The sequence below is a fragment of the Polaribacter sp. BAL334 genome, from assembly GCF_015767435.1.
Taxonomy (GTDB): Bacteria; Bacteroidota; Bacteroidia; order Flavobacteriales; family Flavobacteriaceae; genus Polaribacter.
Genome location: NZ_JADWOV010000285.1, coordinates 38,788 through 59,183 on the forward strand (window position 1 = coordinate 38,788; position 20,396 = coordinate 59,183).

General features: G+C 33.1%; 19 protein-coding genes and 1 tRNA gene. 5 read left to right on the plus strand and 15 right to left on the minus strand.

What is annotated here, in order from left to right; translation table 11 throughout:
- Nucleotides 1–391 precede the first annotated feature (391 nt).
- The 3 genes from IU405_RS08385 (at nt 392) to IU405_RS08395 (ending at nt 2,033) form a co-directional block, all read left to right on the plus strand.
- Entirely contained in the window at nt 392–1,081 is a 690-nt protein-coding gene (locus IU405_RS08385; RefSeq protein ID WP_197438164.1) for a sensor histidine kinase, read from the plus strand.
- Nucleotides 1,081–1,821, plus strand: a complete 741-nt coding sequence (locus tag IU405_RS08390; protein ID WP_197438165.1) for a LytR/AlgR family response regulator transcription factor — start codon at nt 1,081–1,083, stop codon at nt 1,819–1,821. Before IU405_RS08385 ends, IU405_RS08390 begins: the two co-directional genes overlap by 1 nt.
- Before the next feature lie 138 nt (nt 1,822–1,959).
- Nucleotides 1,960–2,033, plus strand: a tRNA-Ala gene (locus IU405_RS08395).
- A 362-nt stretch (nt 2,034–2,395) separates the two neighbouring features.
- On the opposite strand, the gene IU405_RS08400 is transcribed toward IU405_RS08395, so the two are convergent.
- The 14 genes from IU405_RS08400 to IU405_RS08465 form a co-directional block, all read right to left on the minus strand.
- Entirely contained in the window at nt 2,396–3,517 is a 1,122-nt protein-coding gene (locus IU405_RS08400; RefSeq protein WP_197438166.1) for a linear amide C-N hydrolase, read from the minus strand.
- 683 nt (nt 3,518–4,200) lie between these two features.
- Complete coding sequence (locus IU405_RS08405) at nt 4,201–4,479, minus strand: type II toxin-antitoxin system RelE/ParE family toxin (RefSeq protein WP_197438167.1); 279 nt, start codon at nt 4,477–4,479, stop codon at nt 4,201–4,203.
- Nucleotides 4,469–4,714 carry a type II toxin-antitoxin system ParD family antitoxin gene (locus IU405_RS08410; RefSeq protein ID WP_197438168.1) on the minus strand — a complete coding sequence of 82 codons (246 nt, stop codon included), beginning with the start codon at nt 4,712–4,714 and terminating at the stop codon, nt 4,469–4,471. The genes IU405_RS08405 and IU405_RS08410 overlap by 11 nt, the downstream gene beginning before the upstream one ends.
- 148 nt (nt 4,715–4,862) lie before the next feature.
- Nucleotides 4,863–5,894 carry a 1,4-beta-xylanase gene (locus IU405_RS08415; RefSeq protein ID WP_197438169.1) on the minus strand — a complete coding sequence of 344 codons (1,032 nt, stop codon included), beginning with the start codon at nt 5,892–5,894 and terminating at the stop codon, nt 4,863–4,865.
- A 90-nt stretch (nt 5,895–5,984) separates the two neighbouring features.
- Entirely contained in the window at nt 5,985–6,416 is a 432-nt protein-coding gene (locus IU405_RS08420) for a hypothetical protein (RefSeq protein WP_231749629.1), read from the minus strand.
- Nucleotides 6,417–6,533: 117 nt separating this feature from the next.
- Nucleotides 6,534–6,743, minus strand: coding sequence for a nucleotidyl transferase AbiEii/AbiGii toxin family protein (locus IU405_RS08425; RefSeq protein WP_197438170.1), 210 nt, complete (start codon nt 6,741–6,743; stop codon nt 6,534–6,536).
- A 4-nt stretch (nt 6,744–6,747) separates the two neighbouring features.
- Nucleotides 6,748–7,035, minus strand: coding sequence for a DUF6922 domain-containing protein (locus IU405_RS08430; RefSeq protein WP_197438171.1), 288 nt, complete (start codon nt 7,033–7,035; stop codon nt 6,748–6,750).
- A gap of 382 nt (nt 7,036–7,417) precedes the next feature.
- Entirely contained in the window at nt 7,418–8,056 is a 639-nt protein-coding gene (locus IU405_RS08435) for an SOS response-associated peptidase (RefSeq protein WP_197438172.1), read from the minus strand.
- Between the two features lie 207 nt (nt 8,057–8,263).
- Nucleotides 8,264–9,766, minus strand: a complete 1,503-nt coding sequence (locus IU405_RS08440) for a restriction endonuclease subunit S (RefSeq protein WP_197438173.1) — start codon at nt 9,764–9,766, stop codon at nt 8,264–8,266.
- Entirely contained in the window at nt 9,766–11,199 is a 1,434-nt protein-coding gene (locus tag IU405_RS08445; protein WP_197438174.1) for an N-6 DNA methylase, read from the minus strand. The genes IU405_RS08440 and IU405_RS08445 overlap by 1 nt, the downstream gene beginning before the upstream one ends.
- 76 nt (nt 11,200–11,275) lie before the next feature.
- Nucleotides 11,276–11,851, minus strand: a complete 576-nt coding sequence (locus IU405_RS08450) for a four helix bundle suffix domain-containing protein (protein ID WP_197438175.1) — start codon at nt 11,849–11,851, stop codon at nt 11,276–11,278.
- A 71-nt stretch (nt 11,852–11,922) separates the two neighbouring features.
- Nucleotides 11,923–14,316, minus strand: coding sequence for an EcoAI/FtnUII family type I restriction enzme subunit R (gene hsdR / locus IU405_RS08455; protein ID WP_197438176.1), 2,394 nt, complete (start codon nt 14,314–14,316; stop codon nt 11,923–11,925).
- 88 nt (nt 14,317–14,404) lie between these two features.
- Nucleotides 14,405–14,584 (minus strand): hypothetical protein, encoded by a 180-nt coding sequence (locus IU405_RS08460; protein ID WP_197438177.1) that lies wholly within the window; start codon nt 14,582–14,584, stop codon nt 14,405–14,407.
- Nucleotides 14,585–14,937: 353 nt separating this feature from the next.
- Complete coding sequence (locus tag IU405_RS08465) at nt 14,938–15,330, minus strand: HU family DNA-binding protein (RefSeq protein WP_197438178.1); 393 nt, start codon at nt 15,328–15,330, stop codon at nt 14,938–14,940.
- Between the two features lie 1,181 nt (nt 15,331–16,511).
- Here IU405_RS08465 and IU405_RS08470 point away from each other — a divergent pair.
- Nucleotides 16,512–17,075, plus strand: coding sequence for an NfeD family protein (locus tag IU405_RS08470; RefSeq protein WP_197438179.1), 564 nt, complete (start codon nt 16,512–16,514; stop codon nt 17,073–17,075).
- Between the two features lie 9 nt (nt 17,076–17,084).
- Nucleotides 17,085–18,608 carry a flotillin family protein gene (locus tag IU405_RS08475; protein WP_197438180.1) on the plus strand — a complete coding sequence of 508 codons (1,524 nt, stop codon included), beginning with the start codon at nt 17,085–17,087 and terminating at the stop codon, nt 18,606–18,608.
- Between the two features lie 241 nt (nt 18,609–18,849).
- Here IU405_RS08475 and IU405_RS08480 read toward each other — a convergent pair whose 3' ends face one another.
- Nucleotides 18,850–20,352: a pyruvate kinase gene (locus tag IU405_RS08480; protein WP_197438181.1), complete on the minus strand. Its 1,503-nt coding sequence runs from the start codon at nt 20,350–20,352 to the stop codon at nt 18,850–18,852.
- Nucleotides 20,353–20,396: the final 44 nt, after the last annotated feature.

A 20,396-nucleotide genomic window follows, 5' to 3' on the forward strand; every position in this document is an offset into this window, starting at 1 on the left:
TATTGGATTTTTTATCTCCTTCTTTATTACAATTATTAAAATATTAGCCAATAGCAATTTAAACAAAAAGATTACAAATTATGAAAATATAAAATTTCCTTGGAGACTTATATTTTTAATCCCATTTATTGCAAGTACAATCTATTCTTTAATAATTGTAATTGCTTCATCAGCAATTTCTAATTTGGTAACAATTTGGTTTAGTTCTTTTCCTTTAGGTGTTATACTGACAATAATATCATTTCATTTTTTTAAAAAATTAAATAATAAGAATAGAAATCTCAAAATAGTGAGCTTTTATGTGGTTAGTATTTTAATTTTTGTTGCTTTTTGGATTTTATCACATTTAGTTTTTTCTCCTTTTATAAGGTCAGCAAACAATACTTTATTTATGTTAATTGTTCCATCAATAGTATTGTTTTCTCCTTATTTTTTATTTATAGTTTCGATTACTCATTTGAATTTTTTAAGAATAATCAATAATGAAGAAAAGCGACAACTAACCCAACAATCTTTTGAGTCTCAATTGAATTATCAACAGTTGAAAAATCAATTAAGTCCACATTTTTTATTTAACAATATCAATGTTTTAACAAGCTTAATAGAAGAAAACCCTAAAAAAGCAGTCCAATTTTCAGAAAATCTATCAAATATTTATAGGTATTTTTTAGAGCAAGAAAAACAGGATGTTGTTTTGGTGAAAGATGAAATTAACTTTGCAAAAAGCTATTTAGAATTGCTTAAAGATAGGTTTGAAATTGGATTTAATTATTCAATTTCTGTTGATGAAGACGCTAAAGAAAAATACATTGTTTCTACAATTTTACAGCAAGTTTTAGAAAATGTAGTAAAACACAATACTATAAATGAGTCGAATTATATAGATGTAAAAATTATATCAAAAAACAATTTTTTGATTGTTGAAAACAATAAAAATTCGAAGTTAAAAACGATTCAAAACTCTAAAAAAGGAATTGAAAACATTAAAAAAAGAATTGCATTTTTTACAGATGAACAAGTAATCATTGAAAACACCGAAATAAAATATCTTATTAAATTACCCATTTTAGAAAAATTATAATGAAAGCAATAATTATTGAAGACGAATTACCATCAGCAAGAAGATTAGAGCGTTTATTACAAGATTTTGAAATTGAGATTTTAATCCATTTAAATTCAGTAAAATCATCAGTTGCTTGGTTTCAAAAAAATGAGCAACCAGATCTTATTTTTTTAGATGTACAACTTTCAGACGGATTGTGTTTTGAAATTTTTAAGCAAGTTCATATTTCATCAAAAATAATTTTTACAACTGCATTTAGTGATTACAGCATTAAAGCGTTTGATTATAATAGTATTTCTTATTTATTAAAACCAATCAATACCCAAAAACTAGCTGAAGCGATTTTTAAAGCACAAAAAGTTGTTCAAAAAGAAACAGATTTAGCTGAGTTTAAAAAGTTATTTAGTAATTATTTTATCGAGAATTATAAAAATTCATTTACTGTTAAAGTAGGGAAGAATATTAAAATAATTGAAACAAAGAAGGTGTATTGCTTTTATAGTTTTGATAACGCAACTTATTTAAAAACAGATGAGGGAAATTATATTATAAATCATTCATTAACCAATTTAGAAACAGACTTAAATCCCAATGAATTTTTCAGAGTAAATCGCACCTTTATTGTAAACATTCATGCCATTAAAGACATTGTTTCGTATTCAAATTCGCGCTTAAAACTGATTTTAAATTCCTATTCAGAAACGGAAATTATTGTGAGTAGAGAACGCGTAAAGGACTTTAAGAATTGGATTGAGTAAATCAGTTCTGAGTTTAAAATTTTAGATTCAAGGTTTCGCTTAAAATTTTATTTATTTCTGAGTTTTAAAGGTATTAGAAAACAAATTATTTCTATTTTTGATGTCGATTACAAATGGCTTTAAGCCAAAAGCTTTTTCGGGGATGTAGCTCAGTTGGCTAGAGCGCTACGCTGGCAGCGTAGAGGTCGTGGGTTCGAGCCCCATCTTCTCCACAAAATCGATCCTTTTTAAATTGAAAGTAATTTAAGAGGTCGTGGGTTCCCCCGAAGTTTCGGGGCCATCTTCTCCACAAAAACAAACTACTTTTTAAATTGAAAGTAATTTAAGAGGTCGTGGGTTCCCCCGAAGTTTCGGGGCCATCTTCTCCACAATAACCATTGATAATCTTATGATTGTTAATGGTTTTTTTGTGAAATCTCTTATTTTCACAATTCAATTCTACTTTCCATTTTCCTAAAACTATCCTCTGTGTGAAGCTATTTGTTTTTTGTTGGTATTTCGTATTTTGAAACTTTAAAATAAATAATCAATAGTAAACAAGCTATTCAGTATTGTATAATACTCCTCTTTATATTTATTTCTTTTTATTGTTTAATTTTGGGGTAACATCTTTAATAGTATTTGTTTTAGAGGCATCATCATCAATGATTTGTTCTTTTACGGTGGCAAAATCAATCGAATTTAAGTCAATTTTTCTGATTTGTCTGTTCCACATAGTATGGTAATAATACACTTTGTTTTTTAAGTCAGATGCAGAAGTTACCTGAGTTGCACTAACGATGTCTGTTGGAAGATGGTCTTTTGGCATATGAGCACCAAGTGGAATATTAAAATTATCCAATATTCTAAAAGATTCAAAAACAGCGTCATTACTTGTTTCTAATGGACGACAAGAAGCAGTAAAAGCAGCTGCTCTCACAAATCTTGATGGGGGAGTAAAATCTCCAGGCAAGCCCATCAAACCTGAACCTCCTCCTAAAGGTTTTAAGGAATAGTCATCCAATTTCATTGGACTATTAGGATTTGTTGACAGGTTTAGATAATTTCTTTGATTTATCAAATGCCAATCATAAGTTGGCGAATTTGTGATAACACCAATATAGGGGTCATACACTTTTACTTCACCATTGTTTACGATTTCTATTATTTTACTGTTTCCACTTGGATCAACAATTTTGAAATGAAAAGGAAGTGCAGCTCCTCCAAAATCTTTATTTTCAACATTTACTACAATTACACTATTCAAATTGGCAATAATTTCGTCAACTGTTTTAAATGAAGACAACATCCATTGCATCAAATCTCCTACACTCATTGATTTTTCAGCTTTTGCACTGTCATAAATTGCGTATTGAGCATAATCTGGCAAATAATATACTCCAACATAAAGCCCTTCTTCATTCAAACCATCAGGTCCATAAGGTTGACCATAAGCAGTTAGTGTTACAAAACCATATTTTCCATTCCATTTCTTTCCGTTATTGCCTTCAGGTGTTTGTCCTATAAATTTTTTATTTCTTGGCACCACTAAAATTTTGTTATGTTGTGCATCGTTCAGTGCCCATTCTACTGTACGAGCTACCACAAATCCACCATCCTTTGATTTTAACGTAATTCCTGTACAAGGATATGCGCTAATGCTGAACATTAGGAAGGCTAAATTAACTGCAATAATTTTTTTAAATGTATGATTCATTTTTTATTTTTTTTATTGTTACTAATCCAATTCCACTTAAAAAGGAACATCTATGTTACTGATTTTCAAATTTTTTATCCCCAAAACAACTGTAAGTATTGATGACCAAGATAGGGGAGTTTGGCGAATGATTGTTACACTTTTTAGTAAAACCAAATATATTGATTTTCATTTATAAACCATCAATTTGATTTTTTATTTGTTTGTTTTAGAATAGAGCTATTGATGGAAAATCAAATCCTTTAATACAAGTTATTTTTTTATATAAAAATGTATGAAATCATGATTGTTTAGAAATAAATCAATCTATTATTTTTCTTTAGAAAAGGAAATCGCTTTTAGTGTTTTATTCCGTTTGCGAGGATTTGCAATCCGTGTCCATAGCACTCTCTTTTTCAAAGCTAACATAACTTGTTGGTTGTCATTGAGTTTTAAATAAATTTGGCACGAATTCACGGATTTTTTATGAATCCAATAAATGTAAATTTTCATCAAAGATGAAAACAATGATGGTGATGAAATCCTTACAATTGGTGAATTCGTGGCAAAAAAATCTATTTTATCATCCAATAAAAAAATTGCCACCAAAGGGTTAATTTAGTATTTGATATTCTTTATTGGTACGGATTTCAAAGTTGCGTTATTGGCTGTTTAAGACAAAGTTAGAGATTTCAATGTACTTTTTAAAAATCTTGTCTTCCTATAATTGTGATGATTTCAATGTCATTTTCTTTGATATTGAAATAAATAGTATCCACTCCACAAACGCAAAATCTATCAATATCTCTATATTTTGAATCAACTGGAAACATGTATGGATTAGCTATGATTTTATCAAAACAATCATGCAGCATTAAGAAATAGTTGTCTGCTTGCGCTTCCCCAAATTTATAAACCCCAAATTCATAAATTCGCCATAAATCTTCTTTTGCTTCACGTGTTAAAAAATAACTATATGACATTTAATCTTTTTTTGAACTCGGCTAACATTTCTTCTTTAGTTTGTTTTGGAGCCAATCCACTTTTTAAACCTCTGTCAATTTTCATTTGCACAAAATCATGATACGCATCTCGTTCACGTGCTTGCTTTATTAAATAATTAATAGCCTCACTTTTGCTGTTAAATTCTTCTTTGGCTACTTGCTCTTTTAACCATTCATCATTTTGATTGGCTAGAGTAATGCTTTGTCTTGACATAATTATAACTATTTAGTGGTGTAAATATACACCAAATATTTTAAGTTACCATCTTTCAATTTTACCTGACACTGCTATTTTTACTTTTATAGGATGATGAGTTCACCAACCATTTTTTCAAAATCCAAACCTATTTATTTGTTGTTTTTTAGCGTTTGTGCGGATTCACGCCTTCAATTCGCGCACTAGTAAGTTTTACATACCTAGGATGTGAAATTTCTTCCAACCATTTTTTCGAAATGAATTCACTTTTTTGAATCCGCGAATCTACATGTTTAAACAAATCATTTTCTTGCCACATGGGTTGTACAGACCAATTTACATTGATGTATGAAAATGCTTTGATCACATCTTTGTTATTATTTAGGGTATTGATAAAAGGCACAAACCAATTCTCCCACGCTTTTTTTGCTTGTTCAGGATTTGATAAAAAGGTATCAAAAAATTGTTTTCCATCATACAGGATAGGAGTAGCCTCTGCAATAAACACTGGTTTTTGATGCTTTCTGGCAAAAGTGAGCATTTCCTCATCAGGATTTTCAAAATACGAATACCCACACCAATCCACCAAATCATCCCCAGGATACCATTCTTCTAGTGTTTTTTGATCAGAACCATTTCCCTTTGATTGCCACACAAAAGCTACGTTATCCACCTTCATTTTGGCAAAGAGTGCATGAATGCGTTTCCAAGCTGCTAAGTAATATTTTTTATCATAATGATTCCAATCCCAACCATCAAATTCGTAGCCAATTCGTAAAAATACAGGGCGTTTTGTTTCTTTTATCCATTCGCCCAACTCTTTTATCAAATCATCATGGGTGCCTTTAGCGGTCTTTTTTTCGTTGTCAACTAATGACAGTCCAATGGCGATTGCACTGTTTTTAAAATTGGGTGCATCTATATAACAGTGCGCACAACTGTCTTCTGCACCCCAATTGGCAATGCTTTTTAACCCATCATTTCCTTTTTGCACATATCCAAAGGAGGCTGCACCTTTGGCAAAACCAGTATATAAAGTGATTCCTGCAGGAATCTCAAAATGATCACAATACCCATCATTGTACTTTTCTAAACCACCAATAGCCCTCATATCTTGCCCAATAAAAAATAGGCAATCTCCATGATCAGGCTCAAATTTGGCTTTTAGGGTGTTGTTTTGAAAATTGGAGTTATTCATTTCTAGGCCAAATATATGCTCTTCTTGCAATTACATTTTTTTTATTTGAAATTATCATAGTAATCGACGACTTTGGTGCGCTTTATATATTTAAAGAGGATAAACAATATCTAAATATCTGTATAATTTTCTAAGTTTCATGCGCCATTGAATACTAGCCATCCGCCAACTTTTATTATCATCTATAATGATAATATGATCATTAGAGTGATTTGGTTTTATAGCATTTCTTTTTTTAGATCTATTATCAAAATTTAAAAGTTCTAAAGGATATTGTGATGGGCATTTATCATTATCTAAATCAAAAATATTTTTATGTTCATCTTTGCTAAATATATTTTTTTTAACTCTAAGTGCTTCAAACAACTCTATGATTGGTATTTTTTCTGTAATAAAGTTTAGGTCGTAAATATCTTTTTTAGCGGCTCTATTTGAACTACTTATTAATTTAAATAAACCAATATCTTTAGTGCTTACTAATCTTAAACCTTCTAAAACCTCAACAGCATCCATCATTTTCATGTTTTGAATGATTTCAACTTTTATACAATCACCACAAGGTTTTGAAATAAAGCATCTAAAAAAACTATATTGGTCATTTATTTTATCAGCTGGATAATCAGTACCTGTTACATTGGTTTATCCGTAAAAGGTTATAATTTCTTTTTCGATAGTTTCTAAATGCGTTACGCCCACAATTTCTTGGCAAAATAAATCGATGTCTTGTGATTCTCTGTGATTGAAACGAAAGGCTAAATTTGTTCCACCTGCAAGTGCAAACTGAGATAAACTTGGTAAGGATTGTAATTCTTTAATTGTTTGTATGAGTACGTTTGATAGTGCACTCATTTTCTTAAAACTTGTAGCGTAAAAAAGTAGGCTTGTTATAACGTTGTGATACTAATCTACACACAGTATTGCTTATACGTTCTTTACTTTCTTTTAAGATAGTGTAAATTTCATTGGCATCATACACAGATTCTACTAATGCAATGTCTTTAGAAAAAGTATCTTCATTGGTAGTCATTAAAACTCTAGGAATAATAATAGCCTTATCTTTTTGAGCAGATAATTTAGTACTATCCATATCCCAAAAAGCTTGTTTAGGGAAAGTCTTTGCTATGTTTATTCTTTTTGCCAATGGTTTTGTAAATTAAAAAATGGTTTAAATACTTTACAAAAGTATACAATTTTATACTATTAAAGCAACATGTATAACAGTTATTATCGTGTAAATGGATTATAAATCTTTATTAATTAGACGTTTAATGGTATTTTTAAATCCTAAATATGTTGTTAAATGAACATGTTGGGTGAAATTGAATTTTAAAATAAATTTGCCTCGTATTCACTTGTTTCACAGCAGTATGTTGAATGTGATTCATTTATGGTTTGGCACGGAGTTAAAAAGTGTTGTATGTTTTGATCTCAGATATTCATAAGCCTAGAAGTCGTGTGACTTCGATGAGCAGGAGTAACTGCACGTCATTTTTTAAAAGAAATCCTTTACCCATCCAACACCCTCAAAACAACCGGTAATTTTCGGTAATTTCTTTGGCTACCAATGGCACTTGATACGGAAAAGCAACGTCCGCAATAGGGGCTTGGTTGAGCCATAACTGCTCATCTTTTGGGTGCAAAATAACGGGCATTCTTTTTTTACTATTGTGTATGTTCGCCATCAATTCATTGGCTGCTGTGGTAAGGATGGTGCAGGTACTTTTTATAGTCCCACTGTTGGGTTCTACCCAATGCGCATACAACCCAGCAAACGCAAATAAGGCTTCGTTTTCTAAACCAATTTCATATTTTATCTTGTTTTTCCCTTTGTGATCCAACCATTGCCATTCGTAAAAACCGTTGGCAATGATTAGACAACGTTGGGCAACCACCTCTTTAAAAGCAGGTTTTTCGTGCAGGGTTTCTATTTTGGCATTCAAGGTCATTTTTTTGATGTCGTCATTCTTTGCCCAACTAGGAATCAATCCCCATTCAAAAGGCTGAATCAACTCAGGCGCTTGTTGGGTAATGACAGGCATCTGCGGAAAACTAAATCCATTGATGTGGGCTTGAGGCGCAAACAACAAACCTGATGCAATTTCGGCATCAAAGCTTTGTTCCATGGCTTTAGCAGTGCTGGTTTGTTTTACGTGGAAGCACATAGGGTAGTTATAAGCTTGTTTATTATCGTTACAAAACTAGGAAGGAATTTCTAGATATTAAAATGCTAGGCTAACGCGAGCGTCTCGCTCGTGAACGAACTTTTAGTCAATTGCTCAACTATTTTTAAGATTGTATGTATATCTTCTTTTATCATAAAATGCACTAACGGGAAATTCCAAAATTCTTTAGTTTATTGATTTTTGTAATCATAAAACAACCTCTTTTTTCCCCTTCCTCAACGCCTCTCTCAAAACCTGTTGCAATAGTTTTTCATTTTGTGATTCACTTTGTTTGATGTTTTCCTCTAAATTATTGCAATTTTGCATTGCTTGCTCCAATTTATCAACTATTCTTTTTTGTTCATTTAATGGGGGAAGAGGAAAAGGAGTTAAAGCAATAATATCTGTATTTAAATTTGGTTGCCCTTGACCTCTTGATGCTTCTTTTAAATACCAAGCGGATTTCGATTTTAAAAAATAGTAGAGATAAACTTTATCGATATTATTCAAATTTAAAAATGCAGCAATACCGTCATTAAAGGTTGTTGGAAAAGTGCAGATTCTTGGAATGCCTAATGTTGCACCGCTATTAGTTAACATTAACGTATCTGCTTCAACAAATCTTGTTTTATGGAGACCTGCTTCTTTAATTGAATATGTATGTGTTCTAACATAAATATCTTCGTATCCTGTTAAGTCGCCTACTTTTAAGAATGGTATTGCACCACCATAAAATGTTGGGTCACCTGCTGGTCTTGGTGAACCTCCTCGCACTATTTCTGCAATTTCTCCTAATCTGCACCAAGTCCAGTTAGAAGGTATTTCAAATGATAACTCTTCGGGTTTTAAGGGAGGCAATTCTTTTTTAAATTTCTTTTCGGCTTTTATCTTTTTTAGCAATTCGCTTGCTGGTTCGTCCTTTTTATTTTGGGCTACCAACTTGCCTTGCACTGCATCTTGCAATAATTGCTGACGGAGTTTTTTAAGTAAAGTGAGTTGGTGGGTGAGTTCGATAGAGATTGAACTTGTCGTAAATTGCTTTTCGTGTAAAGCAACAATTTCATTTTCAATTAAGACATCAAAATAGATTTTGTCTTCTTTTAAATCATTATTCTTTAAATCATTTAAGAAGTCAATTATGCCCCTTTGAGTTTCCTTTGTTGGAAATGGGAATTTCAACGCTTCAATTTGTTTTGGACTTACATTTGGTATTGCAGCACCCCAAGCTAAATTTTTAATAATACTTTGTATACTTCTTGCTAACCAGTAAATATATTCTACTTCAAACTCATCAGGTTTTAATGCCTGAAATTTACCTACACGCTGGTTCAAATATATTTTTCCCAAACCATTCTGAACAATTGCCAATTTTGCGATAGTACCACCAGTTAATGCAATAATTATATCGCCTTCAACTAATTGGTATCTATCTAATTCTTTTGCTTCTTGATAATAAACAACATCTTTCAAAACGATTTGCTCATTATTAAAATCGGAAATTCTAATTATTGGAATACCTTGATTTTTATATTCTGCTGTTTTAAAAGCATATCCACCAACAATTTTTAAATGATTTGATAAAGGTTCGAGTTTATATTCTTTTGATAATTGAATATTTATATACTGTACATAAGTACCTACAGAATTGTAAAAAACAGTTTCCCATTCTGAACCATTGAAATTAGATATTGGTTTTCTTCCTCTTCCCATTATAAAGTTTCTTTTATTTGGGATAGCAAAGAATTACTTTTTTTAAAACTTTTTGAAAGCATTTCAATCAGTTCAGCACTGCTATATTCCTTTTCCTCTTCAGGTTTGGTTGGGTTTTTAATGTCTAAATCATACCCACGTTCTATAATAGTGTTTATGTTCACTTTCCACGCAATATCACTTTCTTTGCGTTTGTGCCACCATTTTTTAATGGGGTCAAATTCTTTGGTTTGTATGGGGCGTGTTTTGTTGTAGGCTTTATAACCCTCTGGCATTCTGTGTTCATAGTACCAAATGTCTTTGGTAGGGGTGCCTTTGTCAAAAAACAATAAGTTAGTAGCCACAGTTGCATAGGGTTGAAACACCGAATTTGGCAAACGAATAATGGTGTGCAGGTTGCATTCTTCCAAGAGTCTTTGGCGTATGCGTTGTTTTACGCCATCGCCTGTTAAACTGCCATCGGGCAACACAATACCTGCTCGTCCGTCTTGTTTTAGCAAATGAATCATCAAGATTAAAAACAAGTCGGCACTTTCTTTGGTACGATAGGTTTGTGGAAAATTTGCTTCATTATTATTGGCAACAATCCCACCAAAGGGCGGGTTTGCTAAAATAACATTTACTCTGTGTTTTTCAGTAAAGGCACTCAAAGGTTGGTCTAAAGCATCCCCAAATTTAATATTGGGTATTTCAATGTCGTGTAAAATTAAATTGGTGGTTGCCAATAAATAGGGCAAAGGCTTGTATTCCCAACCTGCAATGTTTTGTTCAATGCTTTTGCGTTCTTCAATATTTTTGGCTTGCTTTTTTAAATGCTCAATAGCACATGTTAAATAACCACCTGTTCCGCATGCAGGATCCAATATTTTTTCGCCCAATTGCGGATTAATTATTTCAGTAATAAACTGTGTAATGGCTCTTGGTGTATAAAACTCACCACTTTTGCCAGCACTTTGCAATTCCTTTAAAATGGTTTCGTACAATTCACCAAATGCATGACGATCTTTGGCAATGTTAAAATCTATTTCATTTAGCTTGTTCAACACCTTACGAATGTTGATACCGCTTTTCATATAGTTGTTATTGCCTTCAAATACTTCACGAACTATTACTGCACGTTGGTTGCCTGTGCTTAAATCTAAATTGCGCAATGCAGGGAATAATTGTCTGTCTACAAACTCTAAAAGTTCATCACCTGTCATTCCTTCATCATCTCCAGCCCAATTGCCTTTTTCTTTTACCCAATGAAATTTGTCGGGAATTGGCGATGTATAGCTATCATCTAACAATTCCAATTCTTTGTCTTTATCCGAAAATATTTTCAAGAAAAGCATCCACCCTAATTGCTCAATGCGTTGTGCATCACCATTAAGACCTGTGTCTTGCCACATTATTTTTTGTATGCTTTTTATTACGCCTCCTATGTTACTCATGTGTTGTTTTAGTTATTAGGGACTTTTGCGACAACGTGCGACTTGTCGCCTGTGTCCTTCCTATCCCAAAAATGTATTATTTATTATTGTTACGTATGTTTAATCGTGCCTTTGTCATTCTTTCTCTTAAGCCACCTTCATTGATAAATGCTTTTTCTTGTTGCTTTATTTGCTGATTCAGCAAATAGCTAACAATATTTATCAAACAAATCATTGAATTGGCACAAATTTCCGGTTGCTCATGTTCAATAGCTTTTTGGTAAGTTTCATAAGTAGCATTTGGTGTTCTGTTTAGTTCCCTAAATCTAGTTGTCAACTTATGCTCCTTATCCCAAATTGGCAATTTATTAGTTCTTAAAAAATCTTGGAAATCAATTTTTAATTCTTCTAAAGATGCTCTTGCGACATTTGTTAGCTTTATTTCCATTTCTTTAGAAGTGCCTGATGCCATGCTTGCCTCAACAATATTTTGCTTTCCACTTCTTGCAGCTTGCACCATTTGGTCTATGGTTCTATCATACTTTTGAAAAAAACGTTTGGTAAAATAGATGGTGCCATCATAAATAATTTCAGATTTCTGATAGGTAATCAGGTTTTTATAACCACCATGCAGTGGTATAAAACCTTTACTATTTTCTTTTTCTTCTTTCATTATTTTAGGTACTTTGGGGACAGGTGTGTCTGTGGCTTGTTCCACAATTCACAAAAGTCCCTATTTGTTGGTTACGCTGTTTTATACAATTCAATTTCTAATTCTTTTACCGCTTTTAAATAATTTGCTTTGCTGCCAAATTGATTGATAATTTCAAGTGGTGAGCCAAATTTATCAAACGGATTTACTCTTAAAACTTCAAAACTTTCAATATTGGCTATGCCTTCATCAGCATATTTATCTAGCAAAGCCTCCAATACATTTTTTGCTTGCTCGCCGTATTTTGTAAAGTAATTTCGTTTTTTTACGTTGTTTGCTCTTTCCAATCTTGTCAATGGTGGTTGGTCATAGGCAATGTGGCAAATCAAATCAAACAAATCAACTTGCTTATCTACAGCTTCGTAAAGAGCCTCAACCATAACACCTTGTTCTTGCAATTGGGTGATGATTGCTTCTTTTCGGTCTGTAGCATTCCAGGTGTTTAAAAAGTCATTTAAAGAAACAAAGTTTCCTTTTATAATTTCTTTTGTATGGTCTTTTAAACTTGTTGTGATGGGTTTTCCATGTTGGTCAAAATACATTTCACGGCTTATTAAAACGGAGACATCTATACCATTTACATATACTTTTCTTCTAGGTTCATGTACACCAGTTGCATTAGTTTCTTCTTCTGGATATCGAATTTTAGGAATAATCATTTCTATTTCTTCCCCTGTTTCTAAATCAATGATAGGATTTTCGCTTTGTTCTTCTTCACTGATAATATCGCCCAAATCAGTAGTTTCAGTAACTGGTTTTACTCTGATTGGGTCACCATCAAATTGAGGGTCAGCAAACAAATCTGTGGCATTTCTAAAATCTAAGATGGTAAAAAATAGTTTTCCATATTCTTCATTGATTCGGGTTCCACGCCCAATAATTTGTTTGAATTTTGTCATTGAATTGATGTTGGCATCCAATACAATTACTTTACAAGTTTGAGCATCTACACCCGTTGTCATCAATTCGGAAGTAGTTGCAATCACAGGATATTTTTCTTCAGGATTGATAAAGTTATCAAGTTCACGTTTTCCTTCGTCATTATCTCCCGTAATTTGCATAATATATTTGTAATTATCAGCAACCAAGTCAGGGTTGTGTTTTGCCAAAGCAGTTCTCATTCGCTCAGCATGGTCAATATCAACACAAAACACAATCGTTTTTGCAAAGCGATCATACCCTTTTAAGAATTCTGTGAGTTTTTTAGCCACAATGTCTGTCCGCTCTTCAATAACTAAACTTTTATCAAAGTCTTTACGATTGTATATTCTATCTTCAATTTCAATACCTTCTTTATCGGTTTTACCTTGATGAGGTCTCCAACCTTCCGCATCTACATTTAATGCAATACGCACAACACGATAAGGAGCTAAAAAACCATCATCAATTCCTTGTTTTAATGAATAAGTATAAACAGGCTCACCAAAATATTCTGAATTACTTGCTTCATTACTTTCTTTGGGCGTAGCTGTCAAACCAATATGAGTGGCTTTTTCAAAGTAGGTTAAAATTTCTCTCCAACTACTATTTTCTTTGGCACTTCCTCTATGACATTCGTCAATAACAATCAAATCAAAAAAGTCACGAGAAAACTGTTTATAAACATTTGCATCTTCATCTGAGCCACTCAAACCCTGATATAGCGCCAAATAAATTTCATAACTTTTATCAATTTGACGTTGTTTAACAACCGTCATTTTATCTTTAAAATGTTTAAAATCGCCCCTTCGAGTTTGGTTAATCAATGCATTTCTATCTGCTAAAAAAAGGATTCGCTTTTTAGCACCACTTTTCCAAAGTCGGTGAATGATTTGAAAAGCTGTGTATGTTTTGCCTGTTCCAGTAGCCATTACCAAAATAATTCGGTTTTGTCCATTGGCGATTGCCTCTACAGTTCTATTGATGGCAATTTGTTGGTAATATCTTGGTTTTCGGTTTGTTCCGTCAAAAAAGTAATCTTGGGAAGCAATTTTCTCAGCAGCTGGTGTGGTAATTCCTTTGTATTTTTTGTATTTCTCCCAAAGTTCTTCAGGAGTAGGAAAATTGTCAATATCAATTTCTGTTTCAATATTTCCGTCAGTAGCTGTTCTGTCGTGAAACAAAAAACCATCCCCATTGCTACTAAAAACACAAGGAATATCTAAAATCTTTGCATAGTCTAAAGCCTGCTGAATTCCTGCTCTTACTGAATGTTTGTTGTCTTTTGCCTCAATGATAGCAACAGAAATATTTGGTTTGTAATAAAGAATATAATCAGCACGTTTTTTATTTCCTCTTGCGGTAAGTTTTCCTCTTACGTGTATTTTACCATCTGTAAATGAAACCTCTTCCAATAATTGAGTAAGCTTATTCCATCCTGATTTTTCAACGGCAGGCGTTATAAACTTTGTGCAAATATCTCTTTCTGATAGGTTTTTTTTATTCATTGCTTTTTCTTTTCTATATCTTTTAATCTTTTCAAAAATTCAAGCTCTTTTAGCATGTTACAAAACTAATTGATATGTGCAACTTCATCTAACTTTTTATAAAAAACTCAGTTGCATATACAGCCCCCAAAATACAAATAAAACCAATATCATCTGCATCCCAATAGCAAATACCGGAAAAATCCCCTAAAAAAAAGTCAAATTCAATCTCATTTTTACTCGGTTTAAGAGCCTTTTGGGGGGAAATTTCTACCAAAAAAGCCCTCATTTTAGGGTATTTTAGGGCGCTTTTTAGGCTAAAAATGAGTGTTTTTGGTGTAAAAAGTTGGTTTTTTTAGTGCTTTTTAGGCCTGTTTTTAGGAGTAAAACACTGTTTATAGGCTCATAAAACGGGTTTTTAGTCCCTAAAAAGCGTCGGTTTCAGTGTAGTACAGCTTCGTTTTGGTTGCAGTACTGGTCTGAGGTCGTTGCAGTACTGCTCTTCATGCAAAGCAGTACTGCTCTGAGACCAACCCAGTACTGCTCTGAAGTCGTTGCAGTACTGCAATTTAGGGTAAAAACAACAAAAAACCCCAATAGCTTTCGCTATTGAGGTTTTGTTACATTCGGACTTTTTGTTCGCTAAATCAGGGAATCACTGATGGTGAATTTCACTGTTTTCGTGTTCAAGGTGCCCTTCATGTCTTCGTCAGGACGGAAGTTGATACGGATGTCTTTTACAAGATTTCCGTTCACTTGGTCTTTGGTAGGCACTCCTTCTGAACTCACACTTAGTTGAAAAGAACCAAGTCTATCCAACTTGACAATTTTACCTTGTTTGAGTTCGTCCATAATGTTGTGCACCATTGACAGGATGACTGCATAACAGTCTCCCTCCCTAACCGAACTTTGATTGGATACTAGGTATGCCAATCGTTTTAAATCTATTTTACCCGTTGCTACTGCTTGCGCGTAAAACTTTCTATCACCACCCGCGTCTTGCGGATTGAACTTTTGTACTGGTTTTAATTTCATTTGTTCTATTTTTTAAATGAGATTAACACTATTTGTTGCAACTTCTTCAAAAAGGAGTCGCAACGACTTTTTTTACTACGTTTTTAGACAGTTTCTTTGCAATTGATGCATTGTTTTGAACGATTTTTTCAAAACAAACTTTGCTACCCAACTCAGGGAATAAAGAAGAAAAATTAGAATGTTTAGGATCTCTTACAGTCCTTTGTCACTTCATGTTGGGTTGCGGAAGCCAACATCAAAAAAAAAATTTTTTGTTAAAAAAAATTTTTTGTCGTGTAGTTTTGTGTAACTTTGAAGACTCAAGACAAAGTTAGTTTCTTCACAGAAACTACAACATCTAAAAAAGTCCAAATCCGCAAAGTTTGGGCTTTTTTACGTTTGTAAAGATAAGGGGTACTTTTCACATAAAGAAGTTTCAAAAAATTTATTTTATACTATTTGCTTAAAGTTTTTAACAATTTTAGGTTTTTGTTCACTTTTTTATCAAAATCAATGAATTGATGTAGCATTGTGACAATGAAGTAATAAAATGATGACACCTAATTAAGTTTTTATATGACATGTAGGCAAAGGCAAAGGCTCTAATCGTAAACTTATTAACAATAGAAACTAAGGCAAAGGCGAAGGCGAAGGCTCTAATTCGTTACCTAAATAACCACAAAAACTTTTAAACAATAGAAACTTAGACGAAGGCAAAGGCGAAGGCGAAGGCTAAGGCGAAGGCTTTAAATCGTAAACTTAAAAACCACAGAAACTTTTAAACAACAGAAACTAAGACGAAGGCGAAGGCAAAGGCTCAACAATGTAAACTTAACAACAACAGAAACAATAGAAACAACAGAAACTAAGACGAAGGCGAAGGCAAAGGCTAAGGCGAAGGCTCTAAATTGTAACCTTAAAAACCACGGAAACTTTTAAACAACAGAAACCCTTAAACAATAGAAACCCTTAAACAATAGAAACCCTTAAACAATAGAAACCCTTAAACAATAGAAACCCTTAAACAATAGAAACCCTTAAACAATAGAAACCCTAAAATAAACAGTGAACTATTTTTAAAAAAGTGATGGGTAATTCATAAATTTTGTTATTTTTGGAAATAGTAAAAAAGCTGTAATTCAGTAATTTTATTCTATGTCATTTGATGAGAAATCAATTAAAATGACTTAAATTTGATAGCTATGGAAATATTAGAAAATTTAGAGCCATTACTCAGAACTTTTTGGTTTGTGGCAATTCCGTCAAGTGTTATTTTTATCATTCAAACAATCTTAACTTTTGTGGGTGGTGATGCTTCTGATGGATTAGAAGCTGATTTTGATGGAGATTTAAGCGGTACAGAAACTCCGTTTCAACTATTCTCATTGAGAAACTTAATCAACTTTTTATTGGGATTTAGTTGGACAGGAATTTCTTTTTATGAAACCATTTCCAACAGCCTTTTACTGATTTTTATTTCATTAGTTGTAGGAATCTTGTTTGTGTATCTGTTTTTTATCATCATCAATCAAGTGCAAAAATTGGCAGAAGACAATTCATTCAAAATAACAGATACATTGCATAAAACAGCGGATGTGTATCTGACAATTCCCGAAAATAAATCAGGCAAAGGCAAAATCATGATTAGTGTAAAAGGCGCTTTTCATGAATTGGATGCCATGACCGAAAATGAAAAAATTCCCTCAGGAAAAGTAGTAAAAGTAATCAGAATAGAAGATCGTATTTTAATCGTAGAAACCCTTTAATCCACTCATATGTTTTCACCCATCATTATTATTATAGTTGCCGCAGTTGTACTTTTTGTAACTATATCTGCCTTAGTTTCAAGATACAAACGTTGTCCTTCCGACAAAATATTGGTTATTTATGGACGAACAGGAGGTTCATCAGCAAAATGTGTGCATGGTGGAGGGGCTTTTATTTGGCCGGTAATTCAGGATTATGCTTTTTTGGATTTAAAACCTTTGTCAATTGAAGCAAATTTAACGAATGCACTGAGCCGTCAAAACATTCGAGTAGATGTTCCTTGTCGTTTTACAATTGCCATTTCTACAGAATCTGATAGTATGAATACAGCTGCTGAACGACTTTTAGGATTGACGTCTGAGCAAATTCAAGAATTGGCAAAAGACATTTTGTTTGGTCAATTGCGTTTGGTGATTGCCACGATGACCATTGAAGAAATCAACTCTGATCGTGATAAATTTTTGGATAATATCTCTAAAAATGTGGATAGCGAATTGAAAAAAATCGGTTTGAAATTGATAAACGTAAACGTAACAGATATCAAAGACGAATCAGGATATATAGAAGCTTTAGGAAAAGAAGCAGCTGCGAAAGCCATCAACGAAGCGAAAATTAGTGTAGCTGAGCAAGAAAAAATTGGGGAAACAGGAAAGGCAATGGCAGACAGAGAAAAAGATACTCAAATTGCTGAAACACATAGAGATAGAGATGTAAAAATTGCCATCACCCAAAAAGACAAAGAAATTAGTATTGCCACTGCAGTAAGAGATGAAACTATTGGAAAAGCAGAAGCCGCAAGAGATACAAGAGTAAAAACATCCGAAGCAAATGCGCTTGCCATCCAAGGAGAAAACGAAGCGAAAATTGCGATTGCACAATCTGAGGCAAACAGAAGAGAAAAAGAAGCAGAAGCTTTGAGAACTGCGTTGGCATCAGAAAAAGTACAACAAGCAAAAGCATTGGAAGAATCGTATGTTGCTGAGCAAAAAGCCGAATTAGCGCGTTCTGAAAGAGAGCGTTCTACACAAATTGCGAATATTGTAGTACCAGCAGAAATTGCCAAACAAAGAGCCATTATTGAAGCACAAGCTGCTGCAGAAACAATCAGAGAAAACGCAAAAGGGGAAGCAGATGCTATTTTTGCGAAAATGGAAGCAGAAGCAAATGGACTTTTTGAAATATTGACAAAACAAGCACAAGGATATAAAGATGTGGTGGCAGCAGCAGGAGGTGACCCAAACAAAGCGTTTCAGTTATTGTTGATTGAAAAATTGCCTGAATTGGTAAGAACGCAAGTAGAAGCTGTGAAAAACATTAAAATTGATAAAATCACTGTGTGGGATTCAGGAAATGGACAAGGTGAAAATGGGAATTCGTCCACTGCAAATTTTGTTTCAGGAATGATGAAAACAGTGCCACCTTTGAATGATTTGTTCAATATGGCAGGATTGAATTTGCCAAGTTTCTTAAAAGGAGCAGAAAATCAAACAAAAGAAAGTTCGGAAACAACGGATGAGGTTAAGGAATCTTAATTTTAACCTGTTGTGTAATTGAATTTTAAAATAAAATTGCCACGAATTCACGGATTTTCATCAATGATAAAAACAGTTATTGTGATGAAATCCTTACAATTTGTGAATTCGTGGCAAATAATAAATTTTACCCAATAGGTAATTACCTAAACCAATAAAACAAACGACTTCATCTCTTTAAAACAGTTGATCAGTCTCTTATCTTTTGTCTATTCTCTTTTGTCTACTTCAAAAACTACAATTACGAATTGATTTTCTTAACAAAACGTTTTGCAATATTCAGCGCACGTAATTCGTCTTTTTTCTTGAAAGAATGTTCTTCCATTCGTGTGAGAATATCTTTCAAAACTTTGATAGTTTCCAAAATATAAGGGCCTTTATTGAGCATGACACATTCTGCTTTCACTGACAATGCAGCGTCACTGATTTCTGCTCTTGTAGGGATGCCCGTTTTCGCCAAATTATCCAACACTTGTGTAGCCCAAATAACAGGAACGTGAGCAGCTTCGCACAACCAAAGAATTTGATTTTGTACTTCCGAAATTCGTTCAAAACCAATTTCTACAGCCAAATCTCCACGTGCAATCATCACACCTATTTTGTTGCGTTCCATGCCTTTTAGGAGAATATCAGGCAAGTTTTCGAATGCTTCTTTATTTTCTATTTTAAAAACAATGCCCACATCTTTTGCATTGTTTTTTTGCAAAGCTTCATATAATTGACGCACATCTTCGCTATTTCGCACAAACGAATATCCAATAATATCTGCATATTTACAGGCAAATGGCAGCACTTCCATATCTTGTTCTGTCAAAGCAGGAAGACTCAGTTTGGTGTTTGGTAAGTTGATTCCTTTATAAGAACCCAACTTGGTTTTATAGCATTCCGTAATTTTCAACACCAAATAATGATTGTTTTTTTCAATCACTTTTGTTTTGATCATTCCGTCATCAAACAGCAAAGAATCTCCAATTTGAGTTTCGTCCACCACTTGCTCAAGCACCACTTCAACTATTTTTTTGTGTTTTTTTAAGAAAGAAGTATCAAAGGAAATGGAAGCTTTGTGTAGGATGATTTTTTCGCCAACTTCAATGCTTATTTTATCTTTTATTTTACCGTCTTTACTTTTGTGCGCTATTTTTGAAGTTCTCAGTTTAGGTCCTGACAAATCAATATAAATCTGTATTTTTTGGGCAGTTTCTTTTTCAACACTTTTAATATTCTCAACCATTTTTTTCCAGATGGACTCATCACCATGACCTAAATTTATTCGGGCAATTTTCATTCCGTGAGCAACCATTTTTTGAATCAATTCTTTGTCTTCAGCAGTTTCATCAGGCAAGGTGACCATAATAACAGCTCTTTTTTCTTTACTACCTTGGTTAAATAATTGTGCTGTATGCTCTTTGATCAATCGCATGCTATTGGTATAGCCAATGATGTCCACATTTTTATCGATTTCAAAAGGTGAGTTTTGGATAAGATGAATATTTCGAACCACGCTATATAAATTGCTATACACATAACCCTCTCCAGAACGTAAAGACGAAATGCCCAAATCGGACAACATACCATGATAGGATCTCAAATCTTTGCTTCTCAAAATCAAATAGCGCAGTAAGTTTTTGGCACTTAACTTATATTTTTCATCCACATGAAGCGTTAATTTATTGATAAGTGCTTCACTAGCATTCAGCTCTAAAAGTAGTTGCGACAATTCTTTTTCTAATCGTTGAATATCCATTTTTTACAATTGTAAGTAATTCGTTTGACAACGTAAAGAAATGT